Consider the following 25,522-nt stretch of genomic DNA (forward strand, 5'->3'; position numbering starts at 1 on the left):
GGACAGTCGCAAAGTTTGTTCGTATCGCATTGGCGCAACAAATTTATGTCAAAACCTCCTACCTTACCATAAAATTATTCTGCAAGAGGTCTATTGTATAAGTGAAAATCAAAAGGCTCAGATTCCCTACTTACTTTTAAGAAGTCGGGAATCTTGTTGTGAATGATTAAGTAGGGCTATACTACCGGAAGTATTCAATCAACTTTCGGAATTGATGTTTTCAACTCAGTTATCAACTTTAAACAGTACAATCATACTATCTTGTGATCGTAGCTGAAAATTAAAAACCTATCTTCCCCCGATTGGGGTAATAATTTTGAACAGAATAAATACAATTTTATGAGTAAGTTTCAAATCGATATCGACTTCAGCAATATAGATTTAGCTTCCCTTGAGACAGAAGAAGATTTTCAACGAGAGGCAAAAATGTTACTCCCAAAGGCACTGGTCAAACTAGGTGAAAGTGTGGGTGAAAAGACTTGGGAAGAATTGCAGCAAAAACTGCAAGGAACTGGAGGTAAACTCAAATCTTCTCCCAGCGAGAAACGTAGGTTTATTCAAGAAACTGGAAGAACTTATCAACGAAATGCTAGTAACAGAGAAAAACAAGAACTGGAAGAATATATAGTAGAGCAATTACGCCAGCACAAGTAGTATTTGTTATCAGTTAACTTCCCGGACATGATTCAAATAAACCAGCGACGAATCAACTCCACCTGGAAGCCATAGCCGTCGTCAACTTCCTCAATTAACTCACGTTGCAACAGCAAGTTGAAAGTAATATCAGCATCAGGGAACTGTTGCAATAGAGTTTGGCGGCTAACTATAGCTCCTTCCCCTTGAGCGGCGATAAAACGAAGAATAGTTTGTCCAGTGGCGTCTACTTGATTGTTTTGAATATCAGCAAAGAAGAAACCACCACTTTGCAAAGCTGCTGGTATCGCAGCTTCCACATCCGCTAAAATTGCCAATCGCCGGATAGAGGGGTCTTGCTCGTTTTTAAGGACGACAATTTCTGCACAGAGTAGTTGTACTAAGAATGGGTGACAACGGGTGAGTTGTAGCACTCGCTCAACGGCGTTAATTTCATAGCGGAGGGTAAAATCTTTGACGGGATGTTCAATTAATTGTCGTGCTTCTGCTTCTTTGAGGTAGGAGATATGAACTACTTGGACATTAATTAGATAACTAGCCCAGCGCTGATATTCTTCGATAGTATGAGAGCCAGCCAGTAACACCTTGAAGCGGGGACGATGTTGGATGAGGTGACGCAACATTCCCAAAACATCCTGCTCATCAAAGCGACCTTTGGCTATGGCGTTGTCTAGCACCTCAAATTCATCTAGCGCTAGTAAGGCGGTATTTTGTTCTAGAGCCTGTTCTACTTTATCTAGCCATTCATAGAAATAGGTGAAGGAGTCAGATTGTAATACTTCGCGGGTTAGGGACGGTAGAGTTAAACCTTGCTTTTTTGCTGACTTCTCCATATCCCTAGCCAGGTTGTAGAGAAAACCTGCATGGTCACTGGCTGATGAAGGTGCGCCTTGCAAGTCCACAAACATGGGGATGATGGAATTGGGTAGTAACTTTCCGATGTTGTTGAGGAGGGAAGTTTTACCCATGCGTCGCTGACCGTATAGTAGCAGAGGTGGGCGACGGTGGTCTAAGAGTAATTGCTCAATTCGTATGCCAATGCTAGTGCGTCCAGTAAAGAGTTCTAATTGCTCATTTAGGGGTACGCCTATAATGTAGGGATTGTCAATTTCTTGCCGTAGTTCGGTGGCTTTAACCAGTTTGTCTATCTTATTACTGACAATGTTCAGCCAGCTTTGAGAGATTGGATAGAAGCGAGAGGCATATTTGTGGCTACTGCGCTTCAATGCCTGACTTTCTGCGTTTAAACGTTCTGCAACAGCGCTGAGTATTTTACGCTTGTTGTAAGTAGTTTCCTGATTTAAAGCAGCATCAACATCTTTACTAATACGACTGAAAATGTTCAGCAGATTACTAATAGGGCTTTCTAGTTCGCTATTTGCTAAGCTGCGATGAACACTAGCAATAGCTTCCACATCTGCACAACTTTCTAAACGGCGTACTTCCAACTCGATTTGTGTAGTTTGAAGTACCAAGAACTGGGTACTGCCACTCAGATATTCTAGGGCAGCTTGTCCTTCAACTGGGTTATATTCTATTACAAAGAGGAGATGTTTATTTAAGTCACGCAGATTTGAAGGCTGGAACTCATCCCAGAAGGCGGAGTTATAGCGCAATAAACAAGGGCTTATACCATTACGCCTTTTCTCCAATTTATAAAGCAGATAATTCCACACAGTGAGAAATGGAGAAGATACAACAGGTCGCCATGAGTTAATAGTTATTCCCACGCTTGCTCCCAGACCAAATGCTAGTCCTGCTACCTTAACTCCTGCCGCACTAAACAAACCTGCTACGACTATCCCTAGCGCCACACCTACTGTTGCACTTCCCACGGTATCTTGTGCTACACCTTCCGTCAGGCGTATCGCCAGGCTGAACGCTAAACCTCCTGCTTGGGTTACGCCTCCTGCTATACCAAACAAAGTGCCTATTGGAAAGCCTATTGCCAGACCAAACTCCACGTCTTTTGTTACATTTCCCGCCACACCTACTGCTAAACCAACCGCTAGGCCAAACGTCACACCTACCACAATACCCCTCATTACGCTTATCGCCATATCTCCTGCTAGACTCACTGCTAGGTCTACCGCCAGTCCTGCCGCCACACCAACCCCCAGCCCAAAAACCAGGCCAAAAGCCATTCCTCCCATCACGCCAAACACAAGACCTCCCACCACACTCCCCACTACACTACACGTCATGTGAAAAGCTATATTTGCGATTGGTTTACCCAATGCCCACAGCACTAAGCCCAATAGTAAGTTAGCCAAAATAGGTAAGATGAAGTATCCCTGGATAAGCAGCCGCCGTAGAGCAAGGTTTGGCCATCGCCCTTGTCTCAACAAGATAATCAGCGAGGAGTTTGTGTCTAAAATGGGGTCAATGCGCTTGAGGTGGTTACGCCACGCTGAGGGGCGAAAGACAAGCCAGAAAAGTAGTTGCAGGCTACCGAGGATTAAGTTGGGGTGCTGCTGGGGTGCATTGGTGTAGGCGTTAGGGGGTAGTTGTGGTGAAGTCAACGTTTCTGCACTCCTATTTAAAACTTGGTATTGCTGAATCAGAATTAGGACTTACGCAAAGGTACAAAGATGCAAAGTACAATTCATAGGTTAATTCAGCAACGCCAACTTTTCTTTCACTTTTTGAGAGTTTGCACCCCAGGATAGCCCAGAATTTTGGCGTCAACAGTTAGTAAAGGAGAGTTGTAAACTCTGGCAGTGGCTACAATAACTTGGTCAAATGGATCTCGCTGAAAACCTGTAAGTTGGGTTGATTCAACGATAATTGGAATTGTTAGTTCGAGTAGCTGCACTCCTGGATAAGCTAAAGCTTCTGTTAACCACTCCTCAATGGGAGACGGTAGAGTTAGTTTGCCAATCTCTACCAATTTGGCAACTTCCCAACAAGACATTATGCAGATTCCTAATCATCCTTGGGATTCATATTGTTGCAGCCAGTTCTGATGTTGTTTGGTCAGTCTTGCATCACCTTGAACCCACCAAACCCATATATGGGTATCCAGTATAATCATTGCAAGACTTCCCAATCTTCCAGAGGCACAGCAGGTTCAAAAGGATCATCATAATGGTAGGGTTGTTTGCCACGCAAAGGATACAAATTCGCTTCTTGGGGACGAGTCTGAGTTTCTAGAATGATAATTTCAACAGCTTCCCCAGCCTGAAACGGTAAATCCTCAAGAATCAAGGTTCCGTTTTTAGTTAACTTTGTTTCAATTCGGTGTGCTTTCATGGTTACTCTGCTAGTTATGAATCTAATAAATGAGTAAATGATTTCATTTGTCGTAGCCCTTCTTCGCACCAACTATCATCATTTTCCCCTTCTTCTAAGTTAAATAATCTTTCTCTACACAGAATTTGCAATAACAGTGGACAGCAGCGACTTTGTGTCAAAATCCACTCTACATCTTCGTCAGTGAAAGTAATCGGCGAACTTGCTATCAATTCTCGCGCTTCTATCTGAGTCAATGCTCCCAGATGTGCGGTGTAGCCGAAAATATTGAAAAAGGGTGAACTGTGTCCTGTATTGTGCGCTAGTTCAATTGGTGATTCAGGGGTACTTAAGACAAACGCGAGATTTCCGCCTGTGTGGTTAGTCGCCAAAGACCGCAAACTTTCCCAAAAGCCATCATCTAATTCTGGACAGCGTTGCAAGCCAACGCCAATCTCATCCAATAAGATGACTGTGGGAGAATGCAAATTATCGCTGACTACATTCATGAAACGATCTAAATCGCAAAGTGTAGGCACTTGCATCTTCAGAGATTCTAGGATGTACTTTAGTAGTCCTTCTCGGCTTTGCATTCGTGCGTCTTGTAAGTCTACAAAAATCCAACAGTAATTTTCTGGATGCGGTAGCCAGTCAGATTTTTGCTCAGGACGCAACTGTTCTGCTGGGGTGGTGGTGATATTTTTTAGGTAGTGCAGCAGGGATGTTTTGCCGCTACGCTTTTTACCGATAATGGCGGAGTTTTGTAACGGGTGGCGTTTGAGTAAGTTGAAAAGGCGTTTTAATTCTTTTTCGCGTCCGAAAAAGTAACGCGGCTGGGTGATGGGGGTTCCAGTGATGAAGGGTGATGTTTCCCCGTTAGTTGGCTGAGGTTTATTTGGTTGAGTTTCTGGTTCTTTGTATGCAATGTCTTGCCACTCTAACCCCAATTTTTTGCTAAGTTCTACAAAATTTAGATAGTCAACAGGTTTACCAGTGAGAAAGCTTTTGACTGTGGAGAGAGAAAACCCAACATCACTAGCCAAGGACTGCTGACTGGGATAGCCATGACGCTGAGGTGCTGACTTAACTTTATCAATATACTCTGGGGCTACTCGCAGCGATCGCACCATCATTCCTCATAGAGAAACTGCTGTGAGTATATCAGGTTTTTATACTAGCTAAATAGCCTTGCTATTTAGCGATAACGTCTTGCACTCTAGAAATTATAGTCATCCTGAACTTAACCGATAATCAACTAACAACTCGTCTAATCGTGACTATTTCCCAACTCAGTTCCCAGCTAGCAGCAAATTTTAATAGAGAATGTAAGCGATTAAGGGCTTTGAGAATGAAACGAGTACTGGGAGTTTTGCAAATTACCTTATCACTTTGCGGAGTGATAATGTTTGGTACAGTAACTTACGCCGCTATTAATATGGTAAATGGTCAATACCAAGTGGAAATAGCGCTCAATACTAAGGGACTCATTATTAAGTCAGATATTGACAAAAGGCAATGCAAAGCAGTAGAAGATATTGCCCAAAAGCAGGAAAGCACAAATTCCGACCAGAAGACGATTAATTAAGAGTAAAAATCAGTGATGAGTTAGAATCAATAACTTTTAATTTATTGTAAACGAGTCTTTGATACTCGTGAACGAGTCTTTAATACTCGCTGACGAGTCTTTGATACTCGTGAACGAGTCTTTGATATTCGCTGACGAGTCTTTAATACTCGCTGACAAGTCTTTAATACTCGCTGACGAGTCTTTAATACTCGCTGACAAGTCTTTAATACTCGCTGACGAGTCTTTAATACTCGCTGACGAGTCTTTGATACTCGTGAACGAGTCTTTGATACTCGTGGTTTTTTTTACGAACCGCAAAGGACGCAAAGGACGCAAAGAAAGAGAAGAAATATATCTATAAATGAAGTTAATTAAAGCGGTGCGTTAGTCCTTGGTGTAACGTACCCTACCAAAACACTAAAGGAGCAGAAATTAATAAGGAGTTAGGAATAAATAACTCCTAACTCTTGTACAGACGCGATTAATCGCATCTCTCTTGTACAGACGCGATTGCGTCTCTAAGTTTTACACCGCACAACTCAACTCGCCGGCTTTTTGACTGAAGCGGTGATTTTCCCGATAGTCCACAGGACAATCTATCACGGCGGGTACATCTTGAGCGAGGGCTTCTTTCAAAGTGGGAATCAAATCTAAAGCCGATTCAACTCGGTAGCCTTTTAAACCCATGCTTTCAGCTAATTTGACAAAATCAGGATTGCTAAAATGCACAAAAGATGAGTTTCCTTTGCCAAATTGATTTTCTTGCTTCCACTCAATCAATCCATAGCCGCCGTCATTAAAAATTATGGTGACAAAGGGCGTACCGACACGCAAGGCTGTTTCTAATTCCTGAGAATTCATCATAAAGCCGCCATCGCCTGTTACAGCAACGACTTTGCGCTTAGGATGAACGAGTTTTGCTGCTAAAGCGCCAGGAATAGCAATACCCATAGCTGCAAAGCCATTGGAAATTATGCAAGTATTGGGACTATGGCAATGATAATGACGCGCCATCCACATTTTATGTGCGCCAACATCAGAGATGACGATATCATCAGGCCCCATCACTTGGCGTAAGTCATAAATTAACTTTTGCGGCTTAATAGGAAATCCGTCATCATGGGCATACTGTTCATAATCAGCCCGAATCTCTGACCTTAAGCTAATCGCCAAGGGATCGGGTTTACCTTGTCTGTCTGCTAATTTTAAAATTTCATAGAGGGAATCTGAAATATCTCCCACAACTTCGGCGTTGGGAATATAACTACTATCAATCTCTGCTGGACTTACCCCAATATGCACAATCGGAATTTCACCATTACGATTCCATTTCTTGGGGGAAAACTCAATCAAATCATAGCCGATCGCAATTACTAAATCTGTGTTATCAAAGGCACAGGTAATGAAGTCTCTTTGCTGTAATCCCACTGACCACAAAGCTAATTGATGTGTGTAGGGAATCACGCCTTTACCCATGAAAGTATTGGCAACAGGTATATTCAGTAAAGTAGCAAATTGCGTTACAGCATCACTGGCATGAGCGCGAATTGCCCCATTTCCGACTAAAATTAATGGGTTAACTGCTTGGCAAATTGCGGCGGCTGCGGCCCGAATGCTAGCAAAAGATGCATAAGTTTTTTCGCTATTATCCTTATGCAAAGGTTTGCCTTCGACGGGCATGGCAGCAATATTTTCTGGTAAATCGATGTGAACTGCACCGGGTTTTTCAGATTGCGATCGCTTAAATGCTTTCCGTACTACTTCTGGTGTAATACTCGGTCGCACAATCTGCTTATTCCACTTGGTAACAGGTGCAAACATTGCCACCAAATCTAAATATTGATGGGATTCAATATGCATTCTATCTGTTCCCACTTGACCAGTAATCGCCACTAAGGGCGCACCATCGAGGTTAGCATCTGCTACCCCAGTCATCAAGTTGGTTGCTCCAGGGCCAAGAGTAGAAAGACACACTCCGGCTTTTCCTGTTAAGCGTCCGTAGACATCGGCCATGAATGCTGCACCTTGTTCATGACGAGTCGTAATAAATTTAATGGAAGAATGTTTTAACGCTTCCAAAACGTGCAGGTTTTCTTCACCAGGAAGTCCAAAAATGTATTGCACTCCTTCATTTTCTAGGCACTGCACCAATAACTCTGCTGTATTCATTTTATTTTCCGACAACTCTATTAACGAATAAGACTTTTGTTCTTTGTCATTAGTCATTTGTCCTTTGTCATTTGTTCTTTGACCAATGACCAATGACCAATGACCAATGACCAATGACTAATGACTAATCACTTCACCCACACAGTTTTAACATTGACAAACTCATGTATACCTTGGATACTCAATTCTCTGCCATATCCAGAACGCTTGATGCCACCAAAGGGCAACCGAGGATCGGATTTGACCATACTGTTGATAAACACGGCACCTGCTTCGATTTCTTCAACCAAGCGATCGCTCTCTTGGTCGTTGGTTGTCCAAGCACTTGCACCTAAGCCAAAGGGTGAGTCATTGGCGAGTTTAATGGCAGCATCGATATCTGGAACCCGGAATAACAAGGCTACCGGGCCAAAGAATTCTTCTTTGGCGATTGGTGTGTCAGTGGGGATATCTATGATAATCGTTGGCGGATAAAAGTTTCCAGGACGATCTGATAAAGGATGTCCACCGGTGATGACTTTACCACCGCTGCTAATAGCACCTTGCACTTGTTGGTCTAAATCCTGGAGAATACCAGGTGTTGCTAGTGGGCCTAAATCGGTATCTGGTTGCATAGGATCGCCTACTTTCAGCGCCTCAAATTTTTCTAAAAGCAATTTTTCAAATTTGTCTGCGATCGCTTCTGCGACAATAAAACGTTTCGCTGCAATACATGATTGCCCGTTATTCAACATCCGCGCTGTAGTAGCTGTGACAACTGCTGTCTCTAAGTCAGCACTTTCTAACACAATAAACGGGTCACTTCCTCCTAATTCCAAAACTGTTTTTTTAATTTGTTTGCCGGCGGCGACGGCGAGGGATGCGCCGGCTGGTTCGCTTCCTGTCAAGGTAGCAGCTTTTACGCGGTCATCAGCCATTAAATCGGCAACTTTGGCAGCGCCTATTAATAGAGTTTGAAACGCACCTTCAGGAAAACCTGCCCGTCGGATAATATCTTCTATTGCCAAGGCGCACTGCGGCACGTTGGAAGCGTGTTTGAGTAAGCCGACATTTCCCGCCATCAGTGCTGGTGCGGCAAAGCGAAACACTTGCCAAAAGGGAAAATTCCACGGCATCACCGCGAGAATCGCACCCATTGGTTGATAACGTACAAAACTCTGGTTGGCATCAGTTTTTATACTGACATCAGCTAGAAAATCAGGGGCGTGTTCGGCATAGTAGCGACAGACAACGGCGCATTTTTCGACTTCTGCGATCGCAGCTTTAAATGGTTTACCCATTTCTAGAGTCATTAACTTCGCAAATTCTGCTTTGTCTTGCTCTAAAATATCAGCAGCTTTTTGCAGCCATTGCGATCGTTGAGAGAAACTAGTCTGGCGATAGTGTTCAAAAGTCTGATTAGCTAAATCGAGTTTAGCGTTGATTTCTTTATCATTGAGCGCCTCAAAGGTTTTGAGCGTCTCCCCAGTGGCGGGATTAATCGTGGCGATCGCCATTACCTGACCTCCCGTTAAAAAATAGCTTTGTTAGGCTTCCTAGTGTTACACAGATTAATTCTGGAAGCTACCACCCAAATTCTAGTCTTATAACCCAGAATTAGTTGCTAAATATTACAATTTTGCAATTATTTTTGAAATAAAATATACCAATTAATAAGTATTAATATTGATGAATTAAATACAAGTAAAGTTGCTATAATTTGCACAATTGAGGAATCAAGCTATGACTCAAGTCTTACGCAAAGTAGTTACATTCGATGAATTCGTTGCTAAATATCCAGATAACACAGGACAACGTTACGAACTATATGATGGAGTAATAATTGAGATGCCGCCACCTACAGGCGACCATGAAGAGGTGGTTGGATTTTTAGCCACAAAAATCACTTTAGAATACAGTCGCTTAAATCTTCGTTATTTCATCCCCAAAACAGTATTCGTCAAACCAGTTGAGAACGAATCTGCTTATTCCCCAGATGTCCTGATACTAAATCAGCCTAATTTAGTTAATGAACCTCTGTGGAAAAAAGAATCAACTGTTACTCAAGCAGCATCAATTCCTTTAGTAATTGAGGTGGTAAGTACAAACTGGCGTGATGATTATCTGAAAAAATACGCTGACTATGAAGAAATGGGAATTCCTGAATACTGGATTGTAGATTATGCTGCATTGGGCGGTAGAGAATTTATTGGCAAGCCCAAACAACCTACTATTTTGGTTTGCTGTTTAGAAGAAGGTGAGTATCGCGTTAGTAAGTTTCGAGGAGATGACCGTATCCAGTCGCCAACATTTCCAGAGTTTAATTTGACCGCAGAGCAAATTTTTCGCGCTGGCACAGTCAGCTAAATTTAGCATCAGGCCATTCAACCTTTCATAGAAAGAGGCTGTCACAGCTGTACATAGCAGATTTATCCTAACCAAGATAGTTAGATATTTTTTATTTGGAAACCCCTAACGTAATTCATTATTAATGATTTTTTTTTATTCCCCATTATATCAAGTTCGGTTAATTACTTATGATTACCGGATCTGTGCAAAAATCGGAAAAGTCTCTTTCCCCCTGCTCCCTGCTCCCTGCTCCCTGCAAGAACTGCTCCCTGCTCCCTGCTCCCTGCAAGAACTGCTCCCTGCTCCCTGCTCCCTGCTCCCTGCAAGAACTGCTCCCTGCAAGAACTGCGGTCTAAATGATAAGTCTTTGACCAGACATGATATTATGCCCAATCCCTAAAGATTAATGATTGGAGCAATGATTGTTGGCACTGGCTGCAATTTCGTCTGATAAACTTTAACTAATCGCTCAATACCTTTGAAACGATAATCTCCCATTTCTTGGAAGTCTGAGGGTTGTGAAAGCATTGTATGGGTGGCTTCACTAATCACGCATTCACTAGGGGGACAAACTGCTTCCATCCGAGCAGCAAGATTAATCGTCGCACCTAATGCTGTATAATCTACCCTCTGGGAACTACCGACATCTCCCACTACAGCCTTACCGCTATTAATCGCAATACGTAATTGCAGGGGTTCGTACCAAAAACCATTGGCATTAAGATGTTCGAGACGAGTGAGCATTCCCTTGGCAGCAGTAACAGCGCGATCGGCATGATCTGCTTGCGGTTCTGGAGCGCCAAAAAATGCCATAATACAATCGCCAATATATTTATCTAAAGTGCCGCCGCAACCAAACACTTCTTTTAGCATTTCTTCAAATAAATTATTTAATAGTTGAGCGATCGCAGTTGGTGTTAATTGTTCAGAAATTGCTGTAAAGCCCACTAAATCAGCAAACAAAATACTGATTTCGCTTTCGGCGGGAGCTAAACGACCACCCGGTAATCCGCCTACAGAAATCAATTGCTGTACAACAGCTGGAGAATGATAACGTTCTAGTCGGTGACGAATCATCTCTTCTGTTTTGAGTTTCTCTACTAATAGCCAACGCTGCACACTAGAAGCTACAAGGTTTGCTAAAGCTGAAAAAAAGCTCAATTCTTCTTCACCTTCATTTGCCCAATGGTAAGAAGAAAAATTGGCATCGGCATACAGTACGCCCACAACTTTATTTTCATCCCATAAAGGCACTGCCATCGCGCTACGAATGCCTTTGACTAAAATACTCTGTTCGCTAGCAAACCGTTCATCCTGATGAGTATCACCGGTTTGAATGACTACTTTTTCGTCAAATACCTTTTGACAGATACTACGACTAATCCAACTACCATCAGAAGGGAGTTGTTTCTGTTGAGAGATATTTCTAGTGGCCGCATTCACTAATTCCAACTGGCCGGAACCATTGACATCAATTAATAATCCCAAGCGATCAATACTATCAAGGTAACGAAAAACTACTTGCTGCACCTGAGAAAAAATCTCTTCTATAGACGCGGCTGCACAGAGATTTTTTGCTATGTCCACTAAGTCTTTGAGACGGGCAATAGTTTTGTCCTTATTATTGATGTTGCCATCCTTACTATCAGCTGCAATCCATTGCTGTTGTAATTGTTCAACATTGTGAAGAATTGTTCTTTGCTCATTAATGTCCGAAATTTCGGCATACTCAGGTGTTGGTTGAGAAACAGGGTTTGTGAGCAGCACTACCAGACTGACATTACCTAGCCAAATGATATCGCCGTGATGTAACTCTTGGGGATAGTTAACCAGATATTTATTGACTTGCGTCCCGTTTTTGCTGCCCATATCCTCAATAGTCCACACACCATCAGCCGTTTTTACCAGGCGAGCATGGTTGCGGGATACTCCGCCAAAAGGTAAGTACAAGTTACATTCCGGCAAACGACCAATTGTAAATACATCTTGGTCAACTGTGATCGTTGTCTCGGTATCTCCCTCTTGTAGGCGTAGCGTCAGTTCAGTCATGAGTGTGATAGATCCATCGAAGCTAGAGGTCAAGCAACTCTAAGGTAAGTTATACCCTACAGGTTAACCTTCACCTTTTCTTTATGACACTGTTAACTGCATTCCGACAACTGTATTTCAGGAGTGCCTCGGCTTAGAGTAACCCCATAGATAAATCTAGGGGATTGATCTTGGACGTATTATTTCTTGTTGCACTTTCCGCTCGAAATAAATATTTATTTCTTTTTCCTTGGCTTAAAAGCCGTGGCTTCAAACATAAAGTGCTGAGTGCAATTATTACTTTTTTACTCAGCACTCGTTACTCAGCACTCAGCACTGTTTCGGTGACAGATATTACAGCATATTGGATTAAAAGTCTCTGGCACAACTCTATAAAGACTTGTGTATACACCGAAAATTTGTAGGCGAGAGGAATGGAAGTGAGGTTTTCCAGAACCCGTGAAAAATCAATCTATTGAACAGCTAACGAATATCAGCGATCGCGTTTAGCAGAACGACGCGATCCAGACGAACGAGCGCTAGGTTTCTCGCCATTGGTGGCAGGTGGCGCTGCCTTACGTTTAGCTGATGTCTGTGGTAACGGTTTAGCAGTTCGAGCCGAACGCTTGTCACCTCCCGGCTTGGCTCTGTGTTGCCGTCCATTTGGGATTGGTTCGGGGTTGGTATCGGGGTTGGGCGCAAAACCAGTAACCACTTCCTTCGGCAAGCGCTGCTCAATCAGTTTTTCGATATCTGTCAATAAATGCTGTTCATCAACGCACACCAGCGATATAGCTTCACCTGATGCGCCAGCGCGACCGGTGCGACCAATGCGATGAACATAATCTTCCGGCACATTGGGCAAATCGAAGTTAACAACATGGGGCAGTTCGCTGATGTCAAGTCCCCTAGCAGCAATGTCTGTTGCCACCAGTACTTGTAAGCTGCCATTTTTGAACTTTGCTAGAGCATTAGTACGCACCGGCTGGCTCTTATTACCGTGGATTGCCAATGCTTGAATGCGGTCTTCGCCCAACTGCTTCACCAAACGGTCAGCGCCATATTTAGTGCGAGTGAACACTAGCACTTGATACCAATTATCTCGCCGAATCAGATGAGCAAGTAATTGGCGTTTCTTGTCACGGTCTACCTGGTAAACTTTCTGTGCGATCGTGTCGGCAGTAACGTTACGGCGTGCTACCTCAATCATCGTCGGGTGATTGAGTAGTCCGGCAGCCAGTGCCTTAATTTTGTCTGAGAAAGTAGCGAAAAATAGCAAATTCTGTCGCTGTTTGGGCAGGAGTGAGAGAATGCGGCGGATATCATTAATAAAACCCATATCCAGCATTCGATCTGCTTCATCCAGCACCAAAACCTCAATTTGCGATAGGTTCAGCGTACCCTGCTGTACGTGGTCTAGCAGTCGCCCTGGAGTAGCAACCAAAATATCCACTCGACCTCTCAAACGCTGTTTTTGCAGATTAATACTGACTCCGCCAAACATCACCATTGAGTTGAGATTTAAGTACTTGCCGTACTCGCGCACGCTTTCTTCTACTTGTGCAGCGAGTTCGCGAGTCGGGGTGAGAATCAACGCCCGGATTGGTGGGTATCCATTAGGCGTACCTTTGCTTTTGTTAGACGACAACCGATGCAAGAGCGGCAAGGTAAAACTAGCGGTCTTTCCAGTGCCAGTTTGTGCCCCAGCTAACAAATCGCTACCCGACAAGACAGCAGGAATCGCCTGCATCTGAATTGGCGTGGGTTCCGTGTACCCTCGTTCGCTAACAGCACGGATAATTTCATTGGACAAGCCGAGATCGGAAAAAGACATACAGCAGTTTTCGTTTGGATGAAGTACAAAGTCACTAGTTTTGAGGCAGGAGGCAGGAGGCAGGAGGCAGAAGGCAAGAGGCAGAAGAATAATTTAATTTTTGAGTCCTCGGTTTTGTACCTCACGCTTGTTGCAAACTGCTGTAAGACTCCAAAAATAACATCGGCCTGTCGCCAATGATGGCGTCAGTCTTAGGCGGACGGATAAAAAATCATTGAAAAGCTGGATGGGCAGTAGCGCAAAGACTGAAGAGCGAGTGCCGCAGTAGTTCATTCTAACAGATTGCTATCCTTTGTGTTGTTAAAGTTGCTCTGATTCAGTGTTGTGTTAAATTGGCATTACCTGCTTGTAAAGCAAAGTATTGAACAAATGGGAGAAATTCGTTATCGCAATCCAAAAGCAACTGATTAATTCACAAATCAAGTCACCTAGCGTCTTCTTGATTGACCATGAAAATAACAATCGTGGTCTGATCGACACCAATGAGGCGTTACAGCTAGCCGAAAGCTTAGAGCTTGACTTAGTTGTAGTCTCCCAAGGTAAAGACGCTCCAATCGCCAAGATTCTCAACTATGGCAAGCTTCAGTATCAAAAGAAAAAACGTCAGAGCCAAAGTGCTAGGCCCACGGTAAAGGAAGTTCGATTCGGTCTCAACGTGGGTGTGGCTGATTATAATTTACGCATCGAACAAGCAGGTCAGTGGTTGAGTAAAGGCGATTCTGTCAAGTTTGCCATTCGTTTACGAGGCCGAGAACATCAATATCGTGACAAAGCGGGAGAACTGCTAGACCGAATTGCAAACGATCTCAGTCAAGTAGGTAAAATCCAGTCACTGGATAAACGCGCCCTAGTTGTTCAAGTCATTCCTGCCTAGTTATCTGGCGATCGCTAGAGGATGTATTTGTAGCAGCTTGTAAGAAACGAAAAAAGCTGGAGGCAACACTGTAGCTTCTATGGAAAAAACATTGAGATTCTCCCCACTGAAGACAGCAAGGGGATTTTTTCACTGTGCATTGAGTCGTCCTTACACAGAGCTACACTGGAGATGAGGATGGAACTTTAAAGCAGTGGGGATGTTATAACCCCAAGTACTGGGACATCGAAACATCTCAGATCCATTCTACGAATATTGATATAACCAACCCCATCTCTGTGGAACTCAAAGCCGCACTAACACTTAAAGGTGCGGTTTTTGTGTTTATGTTGTTTACCGCAAGATGGACTAAGGCTCTTTTATTACTCGGAAAAAAGAAAATATTTGTAGGTTGTCTGGAGGTAAGAACTTGTGGCAGGGTGCATCTCAGCTTTTATTTCGTGTCTAGAGAATAAAATCTTAATCCCCGTAGAATCGATGGTTTGACAATTAGTACTTTTACTCCATTCAAAAAAGTGGAATGCTCCTCTCGTGGCAACTCTGGAGTTGGAGTATCGAGAGCGGAATTTCATAGCTTTGTACGAAATCGTACTGACTGTGAGCGACTGAATTTTTTAGTATTTAAACAATACTTAAATATAGGCAATCCCGAACATCTAAGAAATTTGGGAGCAAATTCATCGATGGCAATATCCCTTAACTTCTCATTAGTGGCTAAAACCCAGTAACTAACAATTGGTGGGATAAAATCCATTAGTAATTGCTTAATTTCTTTCTATTCAGGGATTGAAATTTAGATGCTATCTGAATTAAATAATATGAATCTAGATATGTTTCCCCAGCAGTTACAGTCACTGCAAGGGCGTTTAGCTAACTTGTACCAAGATGCGAATACCGTAGTACAGCCAGAAGCCAATTTGCTGCTAGCAGCTTTAAAGGAACTTGATACTGCTTCAAAAATACTAGATATAACTACACAGAAGCTATTCGAGCAAACTCAAAAATTGGTAAATGTACAAGTACGGCTTAGAGAGGAATACAAGCGCTACCAAGACCTATTCGAGTTCATACCAAATGCTTACTTGGTGAGCGATACACAAGGGAAAATTTTGTCAGCTAATCGTGCCACTGCCACACTGTTCAATCTTCAACAACGATTTTTGGTCAACAAACCGTTGGTCTGTTTCATTGCAGTAGAAGAACGTCAGGCGTTTCGTTGCCAACTAAACCAGATGCACGAGTGTGAGTGTGACTATGTGCGAGATTTGATATTAGGTATACAGCCCCGTTACTGTGAGCCTTTTGAGGCTGCTATGACTGTAGCTCCTATGCGCGACGTTAAAGGCAAGTTAACAGGTTGGCACTGGATAGTGCGCGACATCGCTCAATACGGTTCGGTTAAGATCCTCCCGCCTGCGGCAATCCCTTCCCTCCAATAATGATTATCATTTTCGTTCGTTAGCTATTTTATTTTTTGGAAGTCCCTTATTAGCCGTTGAGTATTTTTTATTTGGAAGTTTCTAAGAAGAGCTTTATCTGCTATCTCTCTGACTCAAAGTTTAGCAGGCGATCGTATTCCTCTTTGATTACCCCATAACACTCGCAGGCAGCATCTTCTAGTCCTTGCCGATCAATGGTTTTGATTTTCTTTCGGCCGCATTGGATAAGTCCTTTCTTTTCTAGGATGTGGGCGGTTTCGGTGACACCAGAACGGCGCACGCCCAGCATATGCGAGAGGAACTCATGGGACAGGGACACTTCATCGGAGTAGAGACGATCGCTCGACTCAAGCAACCAACGCGCCATGCGTTTTTCTATAGTATGAGTGCGGTTGCAGGCAACATTCTGCGAGATTTGCGCGATATAAGCCTGTGTGTATTTGAGCATCACGTCCCGCAGCGACTTATTGGTGTCGAACTCATTGAGCAGCAGATGTGCCTTCATTTTCACCGCCTTACCGGGAACCTGAACGATGTACTGCGTCTGTGTCGTCTCCTCACCGCCCATGAAGGCGTTGATTCCGACCATCTCGCGGCTTCCGACCACTCCGGCTTCAACCGTACTGCCGTCCATCATCGTGATGGTGACTGAGATCAGGCAAGTGAGGGGGAAGTAGACTTCTTCGATGGCTTCGCCGGGTCTGTTGAGTATCTCGCCGGATGAAAGCTCTACCTGCTCCATTTTGCTTTCTATCCGCTTGTACACCTCGGGGGGCAAGGCTGTGAGCAGAACGTTTTCAGTAGCCATATTTTTGTTAGAGCCTGTTTATTAACTATTTTTAATATTGTTAAGCTATGCCATCCGAAGATTTATAAGAATAACTATAGGAGGTTAGCCAATTTTGAAGAGATATTGTCCAGCAGTTTTTTAATAATTAACTGATACCTTTTCAAGGTTTTTACGCCAAGTAAGCTTTTGCAATTCTTATTAATTAAACGTATTCTTTCCCAATACTGCGTAGGTTTTGGTTAAAAAATAACTCAAATGTTGGTTGGGTTGAGGAACGAAACCCAACCAACATTTTTGGGGCTTTGTTGGGTAACACGAATGTTCAACCCAACCTACGAATCTTCAAAACCTACGCAGTATTGTATCCTTATTATATGCCACCCGCAGGTGGCATATAATAAGGAATTGGTTATGTGATCTCTGCTTGATTACTTATTAAACCAGGAGTTCCCCACCCCGCCCCTAATCCCCAGAGCAGGGTGGTTTCATACGAAAAAAGAAAAATACATAAGTCTTGATTTCTCGTGAAAGTGGCATGGCTTTTTCCCTCACTTCCATTCCTCTCCCCCACGGGGGGAGAGGCTTTGAAACCCAGTTTTAGTTTTTCTCTGCTTGTATGAAACCACCCTGCTGCCCCTAATCCCCAGAGGGGGCCCCGAGCTCCCCGCAGGCGGGGAGGGGTTGGAAGAAGGGTTTTTTTATTATGGGTAATTTGGCGGACACGATCTCAATCAAGGTGATATTTGACCTTCTGACCGAACATGCGCCGGGAAATAGCCCATCTAATTGGCGCATTTAGTGATTAGGTGTGTAAAGGCATCAATCAGGCGATCGCTTTCCATTGGTACAATGTCTTTTCCATGCATCACATCCTGAGTAATATGAAAATGTACCAATGCTCCCATGAGAATTCTTGCTGTTGCCTCTGGGTCAGGTATGTTTAGTTCAGGAGCCGCCAAGTATTGAGTGAGAGTTTGGGCTACTGGCTTAATCATCGCCCGAACACAAATTTGAGCTAACTCAGGAAAACGCCCAGATTCCCCGATTAGTACTCGCATAAATGCACTATGTTCTTTGTCGTTAAGCATCTGATCTAATGCTTTGGTTGCTACCTGGTGCAGTATGACGCCTGGTTCTCCTTCAATAGGTTCTGTGCCAAAAATGGAGCTATTCTTTTTGCTTGTCAGTTGCTCTAACAGTACTTTAAAAAGTCCTTCTTTATCTTGAAAGTGGCTGTAGACTGTCGCTTTAGAAACACCTGCTGCTACCGCTACCCGATCCATGCTTGTACCAGCATAGCCATGTTGAAGGAATTCTTGCATTGCCCCTTGCAGAATTTGCTCCACTTTATCAACGGAATTGTCTCGATCAACTTCGTCAGCTTTGATGCGTATCATTTATTAATCATCCTTTCTTATAAACAATATTAATAGATGTTGCAAAATACCCAGTACAAAATGGCGAAAATAAACATAAGTAGGTCGGCGGAGAAATTTCTCGTTGGAATAAGGCAGGAGGCAGGACGGAAGAGGGTTTTAGTGTAGTTTATTTTCTTCACATAGTTTAGTTTAATTGTGCCAACTTACTTACCCTTCGATAAAGCTCAAAAGCCTCTTTTATCAGCTTTCCTCTGTTCTACTTTCTTCTAGTAGACAATCAATCGCAATAGGGAATAACATTCAGCTGCATAATGCCTTTGCAAATTGATTGACAAGTTTAGTTATATCATGTTGACTAAACTAGTCCGTTTAGTTTAGCATAAATTGAACTGTACAGTTTAGTACAAGTTGCTACTGGTGGTCAGGGGAAAATAGTATGGAGCAAAACAGGAATTCAGAGGGTTTAAGGTCTTCTCAGAATCTTTTGCGATCGCCTCTTTTACTTACAATAATTGCATCTTTTGCCATAGGTGGGTTCAGTGTTTATACAGTAATGAGGCTTCAGGCTACAGGTAATGAAAAGCAAAAAGCACCAGTAGCAGTTCAGCCTGTGGTAAAAACAGTAACAGCATTAGGGCGGTTAGAACCAAAGGGAGAGGTAATAAAACTGTCAGCGCCTTCTTCAATGGGTGAAGGAAATCGGGTGGAGCAACTATTGGTGAAAGAAGGCGATCGCGTCAAAGCTGGGCAGGTAGTTGCGATTATGGATAACCGCGCTCGCCTACAAGCTACTTTGGGTGAAGCACAAAAACAAGTTCAAGTTGCCAAATCCCGCCTTAACCAGGTAAAAGCTGGAGCCAAACAGGGAGAAATTGGAGCACGCCAAGCTACGGTGAATCGTGTACAAGTAGAACTACAAGGAAACATTAAAACTCAGCAAGCCACAATTAATCGTCTAGAAGCAGAACTGCAAGGGCAACAACGCAGCTTGCAAGCAACAGTGGCTCGCGTAGCAGCCGAGAAAGGTAATGCCCAAGCTGACGTGCAGCGCTACGAGACTTTATACAAAGCAGGAGCAATTTCTAGCCAGGAAGTTGATAAAAGACGCCTAAGCGCCGAAACTTCTACTCAAGCTTTAATTGAAAGCCAAGCCACCCAGACAAGAACTGTAGCGACCCTACAACAGCAGCTTAACGAAGCAAAAGCCAACCAGGATCAAACCCTTGCCAGCTTGCAACAGCAGATTAACGAAGCAAAAGCTAACCTCAATCAAACCACTGAAGTTCGTCCCACAGATATAGCAAATGCACAGGCAGAGATAGACAGTGCTCAAGCCACCGTGGAGAAAATTAGAGCAGAACTGGCAGAGGCATACGTTGTGGCTCCTAAAGCTGGTCGAATTTTGGAGATTAATACACGAGCCGGAGAAACTGTTGGCAATGAAGGAATTGTGGCTTTAGGTCAAACCGACCAGATGTATGCAGTAGTGGAAGTCTACCAAAGTGATATCAAGAGAGTGCGTCCGGGACAACCGGTGCTGGTAAGCAGTGATTCCCTCCGCAATGAATTAGGGGGAAGAGTCGATTGGATTGGTATGCAGGTAAAGCGGCAAAATCTGATCAATGCTGACCCCTCTAGCAATATTGATGCCAGAGTAGTGGAAGTGCATGTGCAACTAAATAAACTATCCAGCCAAAATGCTTCTAACTTAACTAATTTGCAAGTCAAGGCGGTGATTGAACTGTAAAATTTGTCATTAGTCATTAGTCATTAGTCATTAGTCATTAGTCATTAGTCATTGGTTATTAATTCTTCTTGGTTATACCAATTTGAAAAAAGAATGCGACAGATACATACGGACATACCTTTGTTCTGTCTGGCTTTCTTAATGCATGAATTTTGAATTTTGAATTTTAAATTGGTATTACTCCCTTACTCCCTCATCTCCCCACTCCCTACTTTTTATGATTGGATTTATCCAGCAACTGCGGCGGCGAACGCCTTTAGGATGGCTGCAACTAAGTCATGAAAAAGGTCGTCTTTTGGTGGCATTGTCAGGTATTGCCTTTGCCGATGTTCTGATGTTCATGCAGCTAGGGTTTCAGAATGCCCTGTTTGAAAGTAACACAATGCTGCATCGCAGTATGCAGGCTGATATATTTGTCATCAGTCCCCAAGCACGTAACTTAGCATATATGTCTAGCTTTACGCGGCGGCGGTTGTATCAAGCAATGGATGTACCAGGTGTAAAGTCGGCAGAAGGAATGTATGTCAACATTGTTGATTGGAAAAATCCCCAAACACATCAGAAGACGACAATATTAGTTATGGGGTTCAATCCCGATCGGCAAGTGTTGAACTTAGCGGATGTGAATCGCCAGATAGATGCTATTAAGCTACCAGATACTGTTCTGTTCGATCGCGCCTCTAGAGGAGATTACAACGAAGCGATCGCCAAAATTGACCAAGGTAAACCTGTCACAACCGAAATAGAACGGCGGACAATTACTGTTAGCGGCTTATTTTCAGTCGGGGCTTCCTTCATAGCCGATGGTACTTTAATCACCAGCGACCAGAATTTTCTGCGACTATTTCCCAGACAAGAAGCAAGCAGTGTCAGTCTCGGTTTGGTGCAGCTGCAACCAGGCTATGACCCGAAACAGATGAAAATAGCTTTAGAATCTCATTTAGATAATGATGTCAAAGTTTTAACCAAAGCAGAATTTCTCGAATTTGAAATAAATTACTGGAAAACAAATACGGCGATTGGGTTTATCTTCAGCCTGGGTGTCGCAATGGGATTTATGGTGGGCGTGATTATCGTCTATCAAGTTCTTTCTACAGATGTGAATTCCCATATTAAAGAATACGCCACTTTCAAAGCAATGGGGTATAACAATCTCTATTTATTAGGTGTGGTGTTTGAAGAGGCGATAATTTTGGCAATTTTGGGCTTTATCCCAGGAGCGATCGCACCTTTAGGACTTTATCATTTAACTCGTAATGCCACCAATCTGCCAGTTTACATGACTGTAGCACGGGCCTTGACGGTATTAACACTGACTATGATTATGTGCATAATTTCTGGTGCGATCGCCACCCGGAAATTACAATCTGCCGACCCCGCAGATATGTTTTAAATTTGTCATTTGTCATTGGTCATTGGTCATTTGCAAAGGACAAAGAACCAATGACAAATGACGAGCATTACCAGTAATCAAGCTATTTATGACTAGTCAACCCGTAATCTCTGTAAAAAATCTCGACCATTATTTTGGTCATGGTCAACTCCGCAAGCAAGTTCTCTTTGATATCAACCTGGATATTTACGCCGGCGAAATTATTATTATGACAGGGCCTTCTGGTTCTGGTAAAACTACACTTCTCACCTTAGTCGGTGGCTTGCGTTCTGCCCAATCTGGCAGTTTGCAGATATTGGAACAAGAACTGTGTGGCGCTAACAAACGACAACTTACCCAAGCGCGACGCAGTAACGGTTATATTTTCCAAGCACACAACTTGCACGGTAGCCTGACAGCACTCCAAAACGTCAGAATGGGCTTGGAAGTGCATAATAATATTTCGCCAGCAGAAATGAAAATCCGGTCAGCCCTAATGTTAGAGGAGGTAGGATTAGGAGAGCGCCTGAATTATTATCCTAATGATTTATCTGGGGGACAAAAACAAAGAGTTGCGATCGCTCGTGCGTTGGTCAGTCGTCCTAAAATTGTCTTAGCGGATGAACCCACCGCCGCCCTTGACAGTAAATCGGGACGAGATGTGGTCAACCTGATGCAAACACTAGCTAAAGAGCAGGATTGTACCATTCTCTTGGTTACTCATGACAACCGCATTCTAGATATTGCCGATCGCATCGTCTACATGGAAGATGGCAAGTTAGTAAATGACAATGCTGTTGTTGCAGCTAGTTAAGCTGCTAGGTCTTCCAACAGATATCTGGTGAAATTAAATATGCGTTATCCAGAGCCTTTGTAGAGACGTAGCAGTGCCACGTCTCTACATTATTTTTTGGAGATGTCTAATAAGTTTCTAAACACCGATTTTAGATTAAATTTACTACTCCGTATTGCATCCGAACGATAAATTTTAAATATTCCTTAACTTTTGAAAGTATTGGATAAAAATTTCATAATTTCTGTGTGGAAATCACTCTAAATTTTAGATAGACATAATTAGTATCTAATTAGATTATTTCGATTTACTATTATTATCAACACGATCTGCTTTTTACATAAAGTAAATCATCAAAATTTGACATTGATTGGAATTATTCATAACTTTGACAAAAAATACTTATTTTGTTTACTTAATTTGATTATGATTGTTGGCGCTGTTACAACCCGTATTTTTGAAACGGTTTACTATACCTAAGTACTTTCATAAACCAAAGGTAGTTTCTTAAGAAAAGTAACTTCTCAATCAGTAAAATGATTTGTTATTTTTCTATCCATCTAAATAACCTTATCTAAGTAAAATATCAACAATTTACAATTTTGTTATGGAGTTTTCATTGATAAATCAACAAGAACTAACTAAAAAATTAGGAATTAGCAAATAAGTACGGAGAAAAGCCTAATCTGTTCTTTTTATTTTTTCTGCGCCACTAGTTAAGAGGTAAATCTATGGTGCGAAACTCAAAGCTAGGGTACAGAACGTTCCCTAAGTCTATTCTGCGTCCATCCGTTGCTATAGGTATAACTATATCTTTATTAGTTGGCGGAATAAGTTTTTATATAGTAAAACGCAGGCAAAATTATGCCAATCAAGAAGCACAAGTACCAGCAACACAATTGCCACAGTTAAAAACAGTAACAGCTTTAGGGCGACTCGAACCGCAAGGAAAGGTAATTAAACTCTCTGCTGCGGTGTCTGCGGAAGGAAGTCGGGTAGAAAAGTTGTTGGTGAAGGAGGGTGATAGGGTAAAGCCAGGACAGACGATCGCAATTTTGAACAGCCGCGATCGGTTGCAAGCGGCATTTAAAGAGGCACAGGAACAAGTGAAAGTAGCCCAAGCAAACCTAAACCGCACTCAAGCAGGTGCTAAACGCGGTGAAATTACCGCCCAAAAAGCTGCGATCGCTCGTCTAAAAGCAGAACGCCAAGGTGATATTAATACCCAAGCAGCGACAATTGAGCGATTTCAAGCCGAAGTGCATAACGCCCAAGCAGAAGACGAACGCTATCAGCAACTATATCAACAAGGCGCAATTTCCGCCTCCCAACGGGATAGCAAGCGTTTAAACTTGGAAACCGCCCAAAAAAGCTTGCAAGAAGCCCAAGCACAGTTAAATCGTACCCAATCAACTAGTCAGCAACAAGTTAAACAAGCCACAGCAACACTTGATGAAATCGCCGAAGTGCGCGGAGTGGATGTAGAAGCTGCTAAAGCAGAAATCAATCGTGCCCTAGCAGCGATGAATCTGGCAAAAGTTAATCTCGAACAGGCTGTAGTGCGATCGCCCCAAAATGGACAGGTATTTGAGATCCATACCCATCCTGGGGAATTAGTCTCAAATGATGGCATTGCAGATATTGGACAAACTAGCCAGATGTATGTCATCGCCGAAGTCTACGAAAGCGATATTGGCAAAGTGCATTCAGGGCAGCAAGTGCAAGTACTTGGTGATTCCCTCCCAATTGAATTGCGGGGAATTGTAGATCGCAAAGGCTTGCAAGTGCGACGGCAGAATGTTATTAACACAGATCCCGTCAGCAATATCGACAACAGAGTAGTAGAAGTCCACATCCGACTAGATGAAGCTTCCAGCCGAAAAGCCGCTACCTTAACCAATATGCAAGTTAAGGCAGTAATTGAATTGTGAAATTTGTCATTAGTCATTAGTCATTAGTCATTGGTCATTGGTCATTTGTCATTTGTCATTGGTCAATAATCAACAGTCTTCTTCCTCTGCCTCCCCTGCCCCCCACTCCCCACTCCCCACTCCCCACTTCTTTCTTATGATGGGATTGATCAAACAACTGCAACGGCGAACTCCTCTAGGATGGCTGCAACTAAATCATGAAAAAAGCCGTCTTTTAGTGGCATTATCAGGCATTGCCTTTGCGGATCTTCTGATGTTCATGCAGCTAGGCTTTCAAACTGCGCTGTATGACAGTAACACCAGATTACATCGCAGTTTGCAAGCAGACATTGTTTTAACCAGTCCCCAAGCCCGTAACTTACCAAGCTTGTCTACATTTTCTCGGCGGCGACTTTACCAAGCAATGGATATACCAGGGGTAAAGTCGGCCCAAGCAATGTATTTCAACAACACAATCTGGAAGAATCCCCAAACACACCGTGAGACAGGGGTGTTAGTTATCGGCTTTAACCCAGACAAGCCAGCCTTTGACTTACCAGATGTTAACCAGCAATTGCAAGCGATCAAAATGCCGGATACCGTCTTGTTCGATCGTGGTGCAAGAGGAGATTATCAAAAAGCGATCGCTCAAATTGACCAAGGTAAAACCCTGACTACCGAAATAGAACGGCGCACAATTACCATTAATGGCTTATTCCAAGTCGGGGCTTCCTTTGGCTTTGATGGCAACCTGATTACCAGCGATCAAAATTTTTTGCGGCTATTTTCTGGGCGACAGTCCAGCAGTGTCAGTCTAGGTTTGATTCTTCTGAAACCAGGCTATGAACCGAAAAAAGTAGCAGCAATGCTCAAAGCCTACCTCAGAAATGATGTCAGAGTATTAACTCACGCCGAATTTATTGAATTTGAAAATAACTTCTGGAGAACAAATTCCCCAATTGGGTTTATTTTCAGTCTAGGTGTATCGATGGGGTTTGTGGTGGGCGTGATAATTGTCTATCAAGTCCTGTCTAACGATGTTAATGCCCACGTTCGAGAATACGCCACCTTCAAAGCAATGGGATATCGCAATTACTACCTGCTAGGTGTGGTGCTTGAAGAATCGTTGATTTTGGCAGCATTGGGCTTCTTCCCCGGACTGGGAGTGTCTTTAGCACTTTACCAACTGACTCGCAGTGCTACAAATTTGCCCATCTACATGACTGCGATTCGAGCATTGCAGGTATTAGTGCTGACTATCATTATGTGTACAATTTCTGGTGCGATCGCCACTCGCAAACTCCAAGCCACCGATCCCGCTGATATGTTTTAAATTTGTCATTTGTCATTGGTCATTGGTCATTTGCAATTGGACTTTGGACAAATGACCAATGGCGATCGTCACGA

Annotated in this window: 20 protein-coding genes; 10 read left to right on the forward strand and 10 right to left on the reverse strand. The window is 43.0% G+C overall.

All coding sequences use genetic code 11. The annotated features are described in order from the left end of the window. The first annotated feature begins 339 nt into the window (after positions 1 to 339). On the forward strand, positions 340 to 654 hold the full coding sequence (locus V7K41_RS29865; RefSeq protein ID WP_104907687.1) for a hypothetical protein: 315 nt from the start codon (positions 340 to 342) through the stop codon (positions 652 to 654). A 32-nt stretch (positions 655 to 686) separates the two neighbouring features. Here the strand turns inward: V7K41_RS29865 and V7K41_RS29870 are convergent, their stop codons facing one another. The 4 genes from V7K41_RS29870 to V7K41_RS29885 form a co-directional block, all read right to left on the reverse strand. Next, a complete protein-coding gene (locus V7K41_RS29870) occupies positions 687 to 3,176 on the reverse strand; it encodes an AAA family ATPase (protein ID WP_334854129.1) in 2,490 nt (829 codons plus the stop codon). Between the two features lie 116 nt (positions 3,177 to 3,292). Beyond that, positions 3,293 to 3,568: a type II toxin-antitoxin system VapC family toxin gene (locus V7K41_RS29875; RefSeq protein WP_334854130.1), complete on the reverse strand. Its 276-nt coding sequence runs from the start codon at positions 3,566 to 3,568 to the stop codon at positions 3,293 to 3,295. A gap of 116 nt (positions 3,569 to 3,684) precedes the next feature. Continuing rightward, a complete protein-coding gene (locus tag V7K41_RS29880) occupies positions 3,685 to 3,906 on the reverse strand; it encodes a hypothetical protein (RefSeq protein WP_334854132.1) in 222 nt (73 codons plus the stop codon). A 14-nt stretch (positions 3,907 to 3,920) separates the two neighbouring features. Then, positions 3,921 to 5,018: an ATP-binding protein gene (locus tag V7K41_RS29885; protein WP_334854134.1), complete on the reverse strand. Its 1,098-nt coding sequence runs from the start codon at positions 5,016 to 5,018 to the stop codon at positions 3,921 to 3,923. Between the two features lie 215 nt (positions 5,019 to 5,233). Between V7K41_RS29885 and V7K41_RS29890 the strand changes: the two genes are divergently transcribed. Continuing rightward, positions 5,234 to 5,470 (forward strand): hypothetical protein, encoded by a 237-nt coding sequence (locus V7K41_RS29890; protein WP_334854136.1) that lies wholly within the window; start codon positions 5,234 to 5,236, stop codon positions 5,468 to 5,470. A gap of 507 nt (positions 5,471 to 5,977) precedes the next feature. Here the strand turns inward: V7K41_RS29890 and V7K41_RS29895 are convergent. Beyond that, positions 5,978 to 7,621, reverse strand: a complete 1,644-nt coding sequence (locus V7K41_RS29895) for an acetolactate synthase large subunit (RefSeq protein WP_334854205.1) — start codon at positions 7,619 to 7,621, stop codon at positions 5,978 to 5,980. A 128-nt stretch (positions 7,622 to 7,749) separates the two neighbouring features. Then, positions 7,750 to 9,117: an NAD-dependent succinate-semialdehyde dehydrogenase gene (locus V7K41_RS29900; RefSeq protein WP_334854138.1), complete on the reverse strand. Its 1,368-nt coding sequence runs from the start codon at positions 9,115 to 9,117 to the stop codon at positions 7,750 to 7,752. Positions 9,118 to 9,343: 226 nt separating this feature from the next. Between V7K41_RS29900 and V7K41_RS29905 the strand changes: the two genes are divergently transcribed. Further along, positions 9,344 to 9,967: a Uma2 family endonuclease gene (locus V7K41_RS29905; RefSeq protein ID WP_334854139.1), complete on the forward strand. Its 624-nt coding sequence runs from the start codon at positions 9,344 to 9,346 to the stop codon at positions 9,965 to 9,967. A gap of 378 nt (positions 9,968 to 10,345) precedes the next feature. Here V7K41_RS29905 and V7K41_RS29910 read toward each other — a convergent pair whose 3' ends face one another. Together V7K41_RS29910 and V7K41_RS29915 are read right to left on the reverse strand one after the other, a co-directional pair. Continuing rightward, positions 10,346 to 11,998, reverse strand: coding sequence for an adenylate/guanylate cyclase domain-containing protein (locus V7K41_RS29910; RefSeq protein ID WP_334854140.1), 1,653 nt, complete (start codon positions 11,996 to 11,998; stop codon positions 10,346 to 10,348). 472 nt (positions 11,999 to 12,470) lie between these two features. Then, positions 12,471 to 13,811, reverse strand: coding sequence for a DEAD/DEAH box helicase (locus V7K41_RS29915; protein WP_334854142.1), 1,341 nt, complete (start codon positions 13,809 to 13,811; stop codon positions 12,471 to 12,473). Positions 13,812 to 14,172: 361 nt separating this feature from the next. Here V7K41_RS29915 and infC point away from each other — a divergent pair, with 361 nt between their 5' ends. Together infC and V7K41_RS29925 are read left to right on the forward strand one after the other, a co-directional pair. Next, the gene (gene infC, locus V7K41_RS29920; protein ID WP_334854143.1) at positions 14,173 to 14,685 is read left to right on the forward strand and encodes a translation initiation factor IF-3; all 513 of its coding nucleotides are present in this window, start codon (positions 14,173 to 14,175) and stop codon (positions 14,683 to 14,685) included. Between the two features lie 797 nt (positions 14,686 to 15,482). Continuing rightward, on the forward strand, positions 15,483 to 16,124 hold the full coding sequence (locus V7K41_RS29925) for a PAS domain-containing protein (protein ID WP_334854145.1): 642 nt from the start codon (positions 15,483 to 15,485) through the stop codon (positions 16,122 to 16,124). 100 nt (positions 16,125 to 16,224) lie between these two features. Here the strand turns inward: V7K41_RS29925 and V7K41_RS29930 are convergent, their stop codons facing one another. Then, positions 16,225 to 16,932, reverse strand: a complete 708-nt coding sequence (locus tag V7K41_RS29930) for a Crp/Fnr family transcriptional regulator (RefSeq protein WP_334854146.1) — start codon at positions 16,930 to 16,932, stop codon at positions 16,225 to 16,227. Positions 16,933 to 17,696: 764 nt separating this feature from the next. Beyond that, complete coding sequence (locus V7K41_RS29935; RefSeq protein WP_334854147.1) at positions 17,697 to 18,311, reverse strand: TetR/AcrR family transcriptional regulator; 615 nt, start codon at positions 18,309 to 18,311, stop codon at positions 17,697 to 17,699. A 418-nt stretch (positions 18,312 to 18,729) separates the two neighbouring features. Here V7K41_RS29935 and V7K41_RS29940 point away from each other — a divergent pair, with 418 nt between their 5' ends. The 5 genes from V7K41_RS29940 to devC (V7K41_RS29960) all read left to right on the forward strand — a co-directional run bounded on the left by V7K41_RS29940 (position 18,730) and on the right by devC (V7K41_RS29960) (position 25,448). Then, a complete protein-coding gene (locus V7K41_RS29940; RefSeq protein WP_334854148.1) occupies positions 18,730 to 20,040 on the forward strand; it encodes an HlyD family efflux transporter periplasmic adaptor subunit in 1,311 nt (436 codons plus the stop codon). A 217-nt stretch (positions 20,041 to 20,257) separates the two neighbouring features. Next, a complete protein-coding gene (gene devC, locus V7K41_RS29945) occupies positions 20,258 to 21,433 on the forward strand; it encodes an ABC transporter permease DevC (protein WP_334854149.1) in 1,176 nt (391 codons plus the stop codon). 88 nt (positions 21,434 to 21,521) lie between these two features. Continuing rightward, a complete protein-coding gene (locus tag V7K41_RS29950) occupies positions 21,522 to 22,226 on the forward strand; it encodes a DevA family ABC transporter ATP-binding protein (RefSeq protein ID WP_334854150.1) in 705 nt (234 codons plus the stop codon). Positions 22,227 to 22,936: 710 nt separating this feature from the next. Then, positions 22,937 to 24,136, forward strand: a complete 1,200-nt coding sequence (locus V7K41_RS29955; protein WP_334854151.1) for an ABC exporter membrane fusion protein — start codon at positions 22,937 to 22,939, stop codon at positions 24,134 to 24,136. A 139-nt stretch (positions 24,137 to 24,275) separates the two neighbouring features. Further along, entirely contained in the window at positions 24,276 to 25,448 is a 1,173-nt protein-coding gene (devC, locus tag V7K41_RS29960; protein WP_334854206.1) for an ABC transporter permease DevC, read from the forward strand. Positions 25,449 to 25,522: the final 74 nt, after the last annotated feature.

The sequence above is a fragment of the Nostoc sp. genome, assembly GCF_036917415.1.
Taxonomy (GTDB): Bacteria; Cyanobacteriota; Cyanobacteriia; order Cyanobacteriales; family Nostocaceae; genus Nostoc.

Coding starts and splice junctions, on each gene's coding strand:
- V7K41_RS29895 (WP_334854205.1), bottom strand. CDS start 7,621: ATGAATACAGCAGAGTTATTGGTGCAGTGCCTAGAAAATGAAGGAGTG.
- V7K41_RS29890 (WP_334854136.1), top strand. CDS start 5,234: ATGAAACGAGTACTGGGAGTTTTGCAAATTACCTTATCACTTTGCGGA.
- V7K41_RS29955 (WP_334854151.1), top strand. CDS start 22,937: ATGGTGCGAAACTCAAAGCTAGGGTACAGAACGTTCCCTAAGTCTATT.
- V7K41_RS29935 (WP_334854147.1), bottom strand. CDS start 18,311: ATGATACGCATCAAAGCTGACGAAGTTGATCGAGACAATTCCGTTGAT.
- V7K41_RS29900 (WP_334854138.1), bottom strand. CDS start 9,117: ATGGCGATCGCCACGATTAATCCCGCCACTGGGGAGACGCTCAAAACC.
- V7K41_RS29910 (WP_334854140.1), bottom strand. CDS start 11,998: ATGACTGAACTGACGCTACGCCTACAAGAGGGAGATACCGAGACAACG.
- devC (WP_334854149.1), top strand. CDS start 20,258: ATGATTGGATTTATCCAGCAACTGCGGCGGCGAACGCCTTTAGGATGG.
- V7K41_RS29915 (WP_334854142.1), bottom strand. CDS start 13,811: ATGTCTTTTTCCGATCTCGGCTTGTCCAATGAAATTATCCGTGCTGTT.
- V7K41_RS29875 (WP_334854130.1), bottom strand. CDS start 3,568: ATGTCTTGTTGGGAAGTTGCCAAATTGGTAGAGATTGGCAAACTAACT.
- V7K41_RS29865 (WP_104907687.1), top strand. CDS start 340: ATGAGTAAGTTTCAAATCGATATCGACTTCAGCAATATAGATTTAGCT.
- V7K41_RS29925 (WP_334854145.1), top strand. CDS start 15,483: ATGCTATCTGAATTAAATAATATGAATCTAGATATGTTTCCCCAGCAG.
- devC (WP_334854206.1), top strand. CDS start 24,276: ATGGGATTGATCAAACAACTGCAACGGCGAACTCCTCTAGGATGGCTG.
- V7K41_RS29905 (WP_334854139.1), top strand. CDS start 9,344: ATGACTCAAGTCTTACGCAAAGTAGTTACATTCGATGAATTCGTTGCT.
- V7K41_RS29885 (WP_334854134.1), bottom strand. CDS start 5,018: ATGATGGTGCGATCGCTGCGAGTAGCCCCAGAGTATATTGATAAAGTT.
- V7K41_RS29930 (WP_334854146.1), bottom strand. CDS start 16,932: ATGGCTACTGAAAACGTTCTGCTCACAGCCTTGCCCCCCGAGGTGTAC.
- V7K41_RS29950 (WP_334854150.1), top strand. CDS start 21,522: ATGACTAGTCAACCCGTAATCTCTGTAAAAAATCTCGACCATTATTTT.
- V7K41_RS29940 (WP_334854148.1), top strand. CDS start 18,730: ATGGAGCAAAACAGGAATTCAGAGGGTTTAAGGTCTTCTCAGAATCTT.
- V7K41_RS29880 (WP_334854132.1), bottom strand. CDS start 3,906: ATGAAAGCACACCGAATTGAAACAAAGTTAACTAAAAACGGAACCTTG.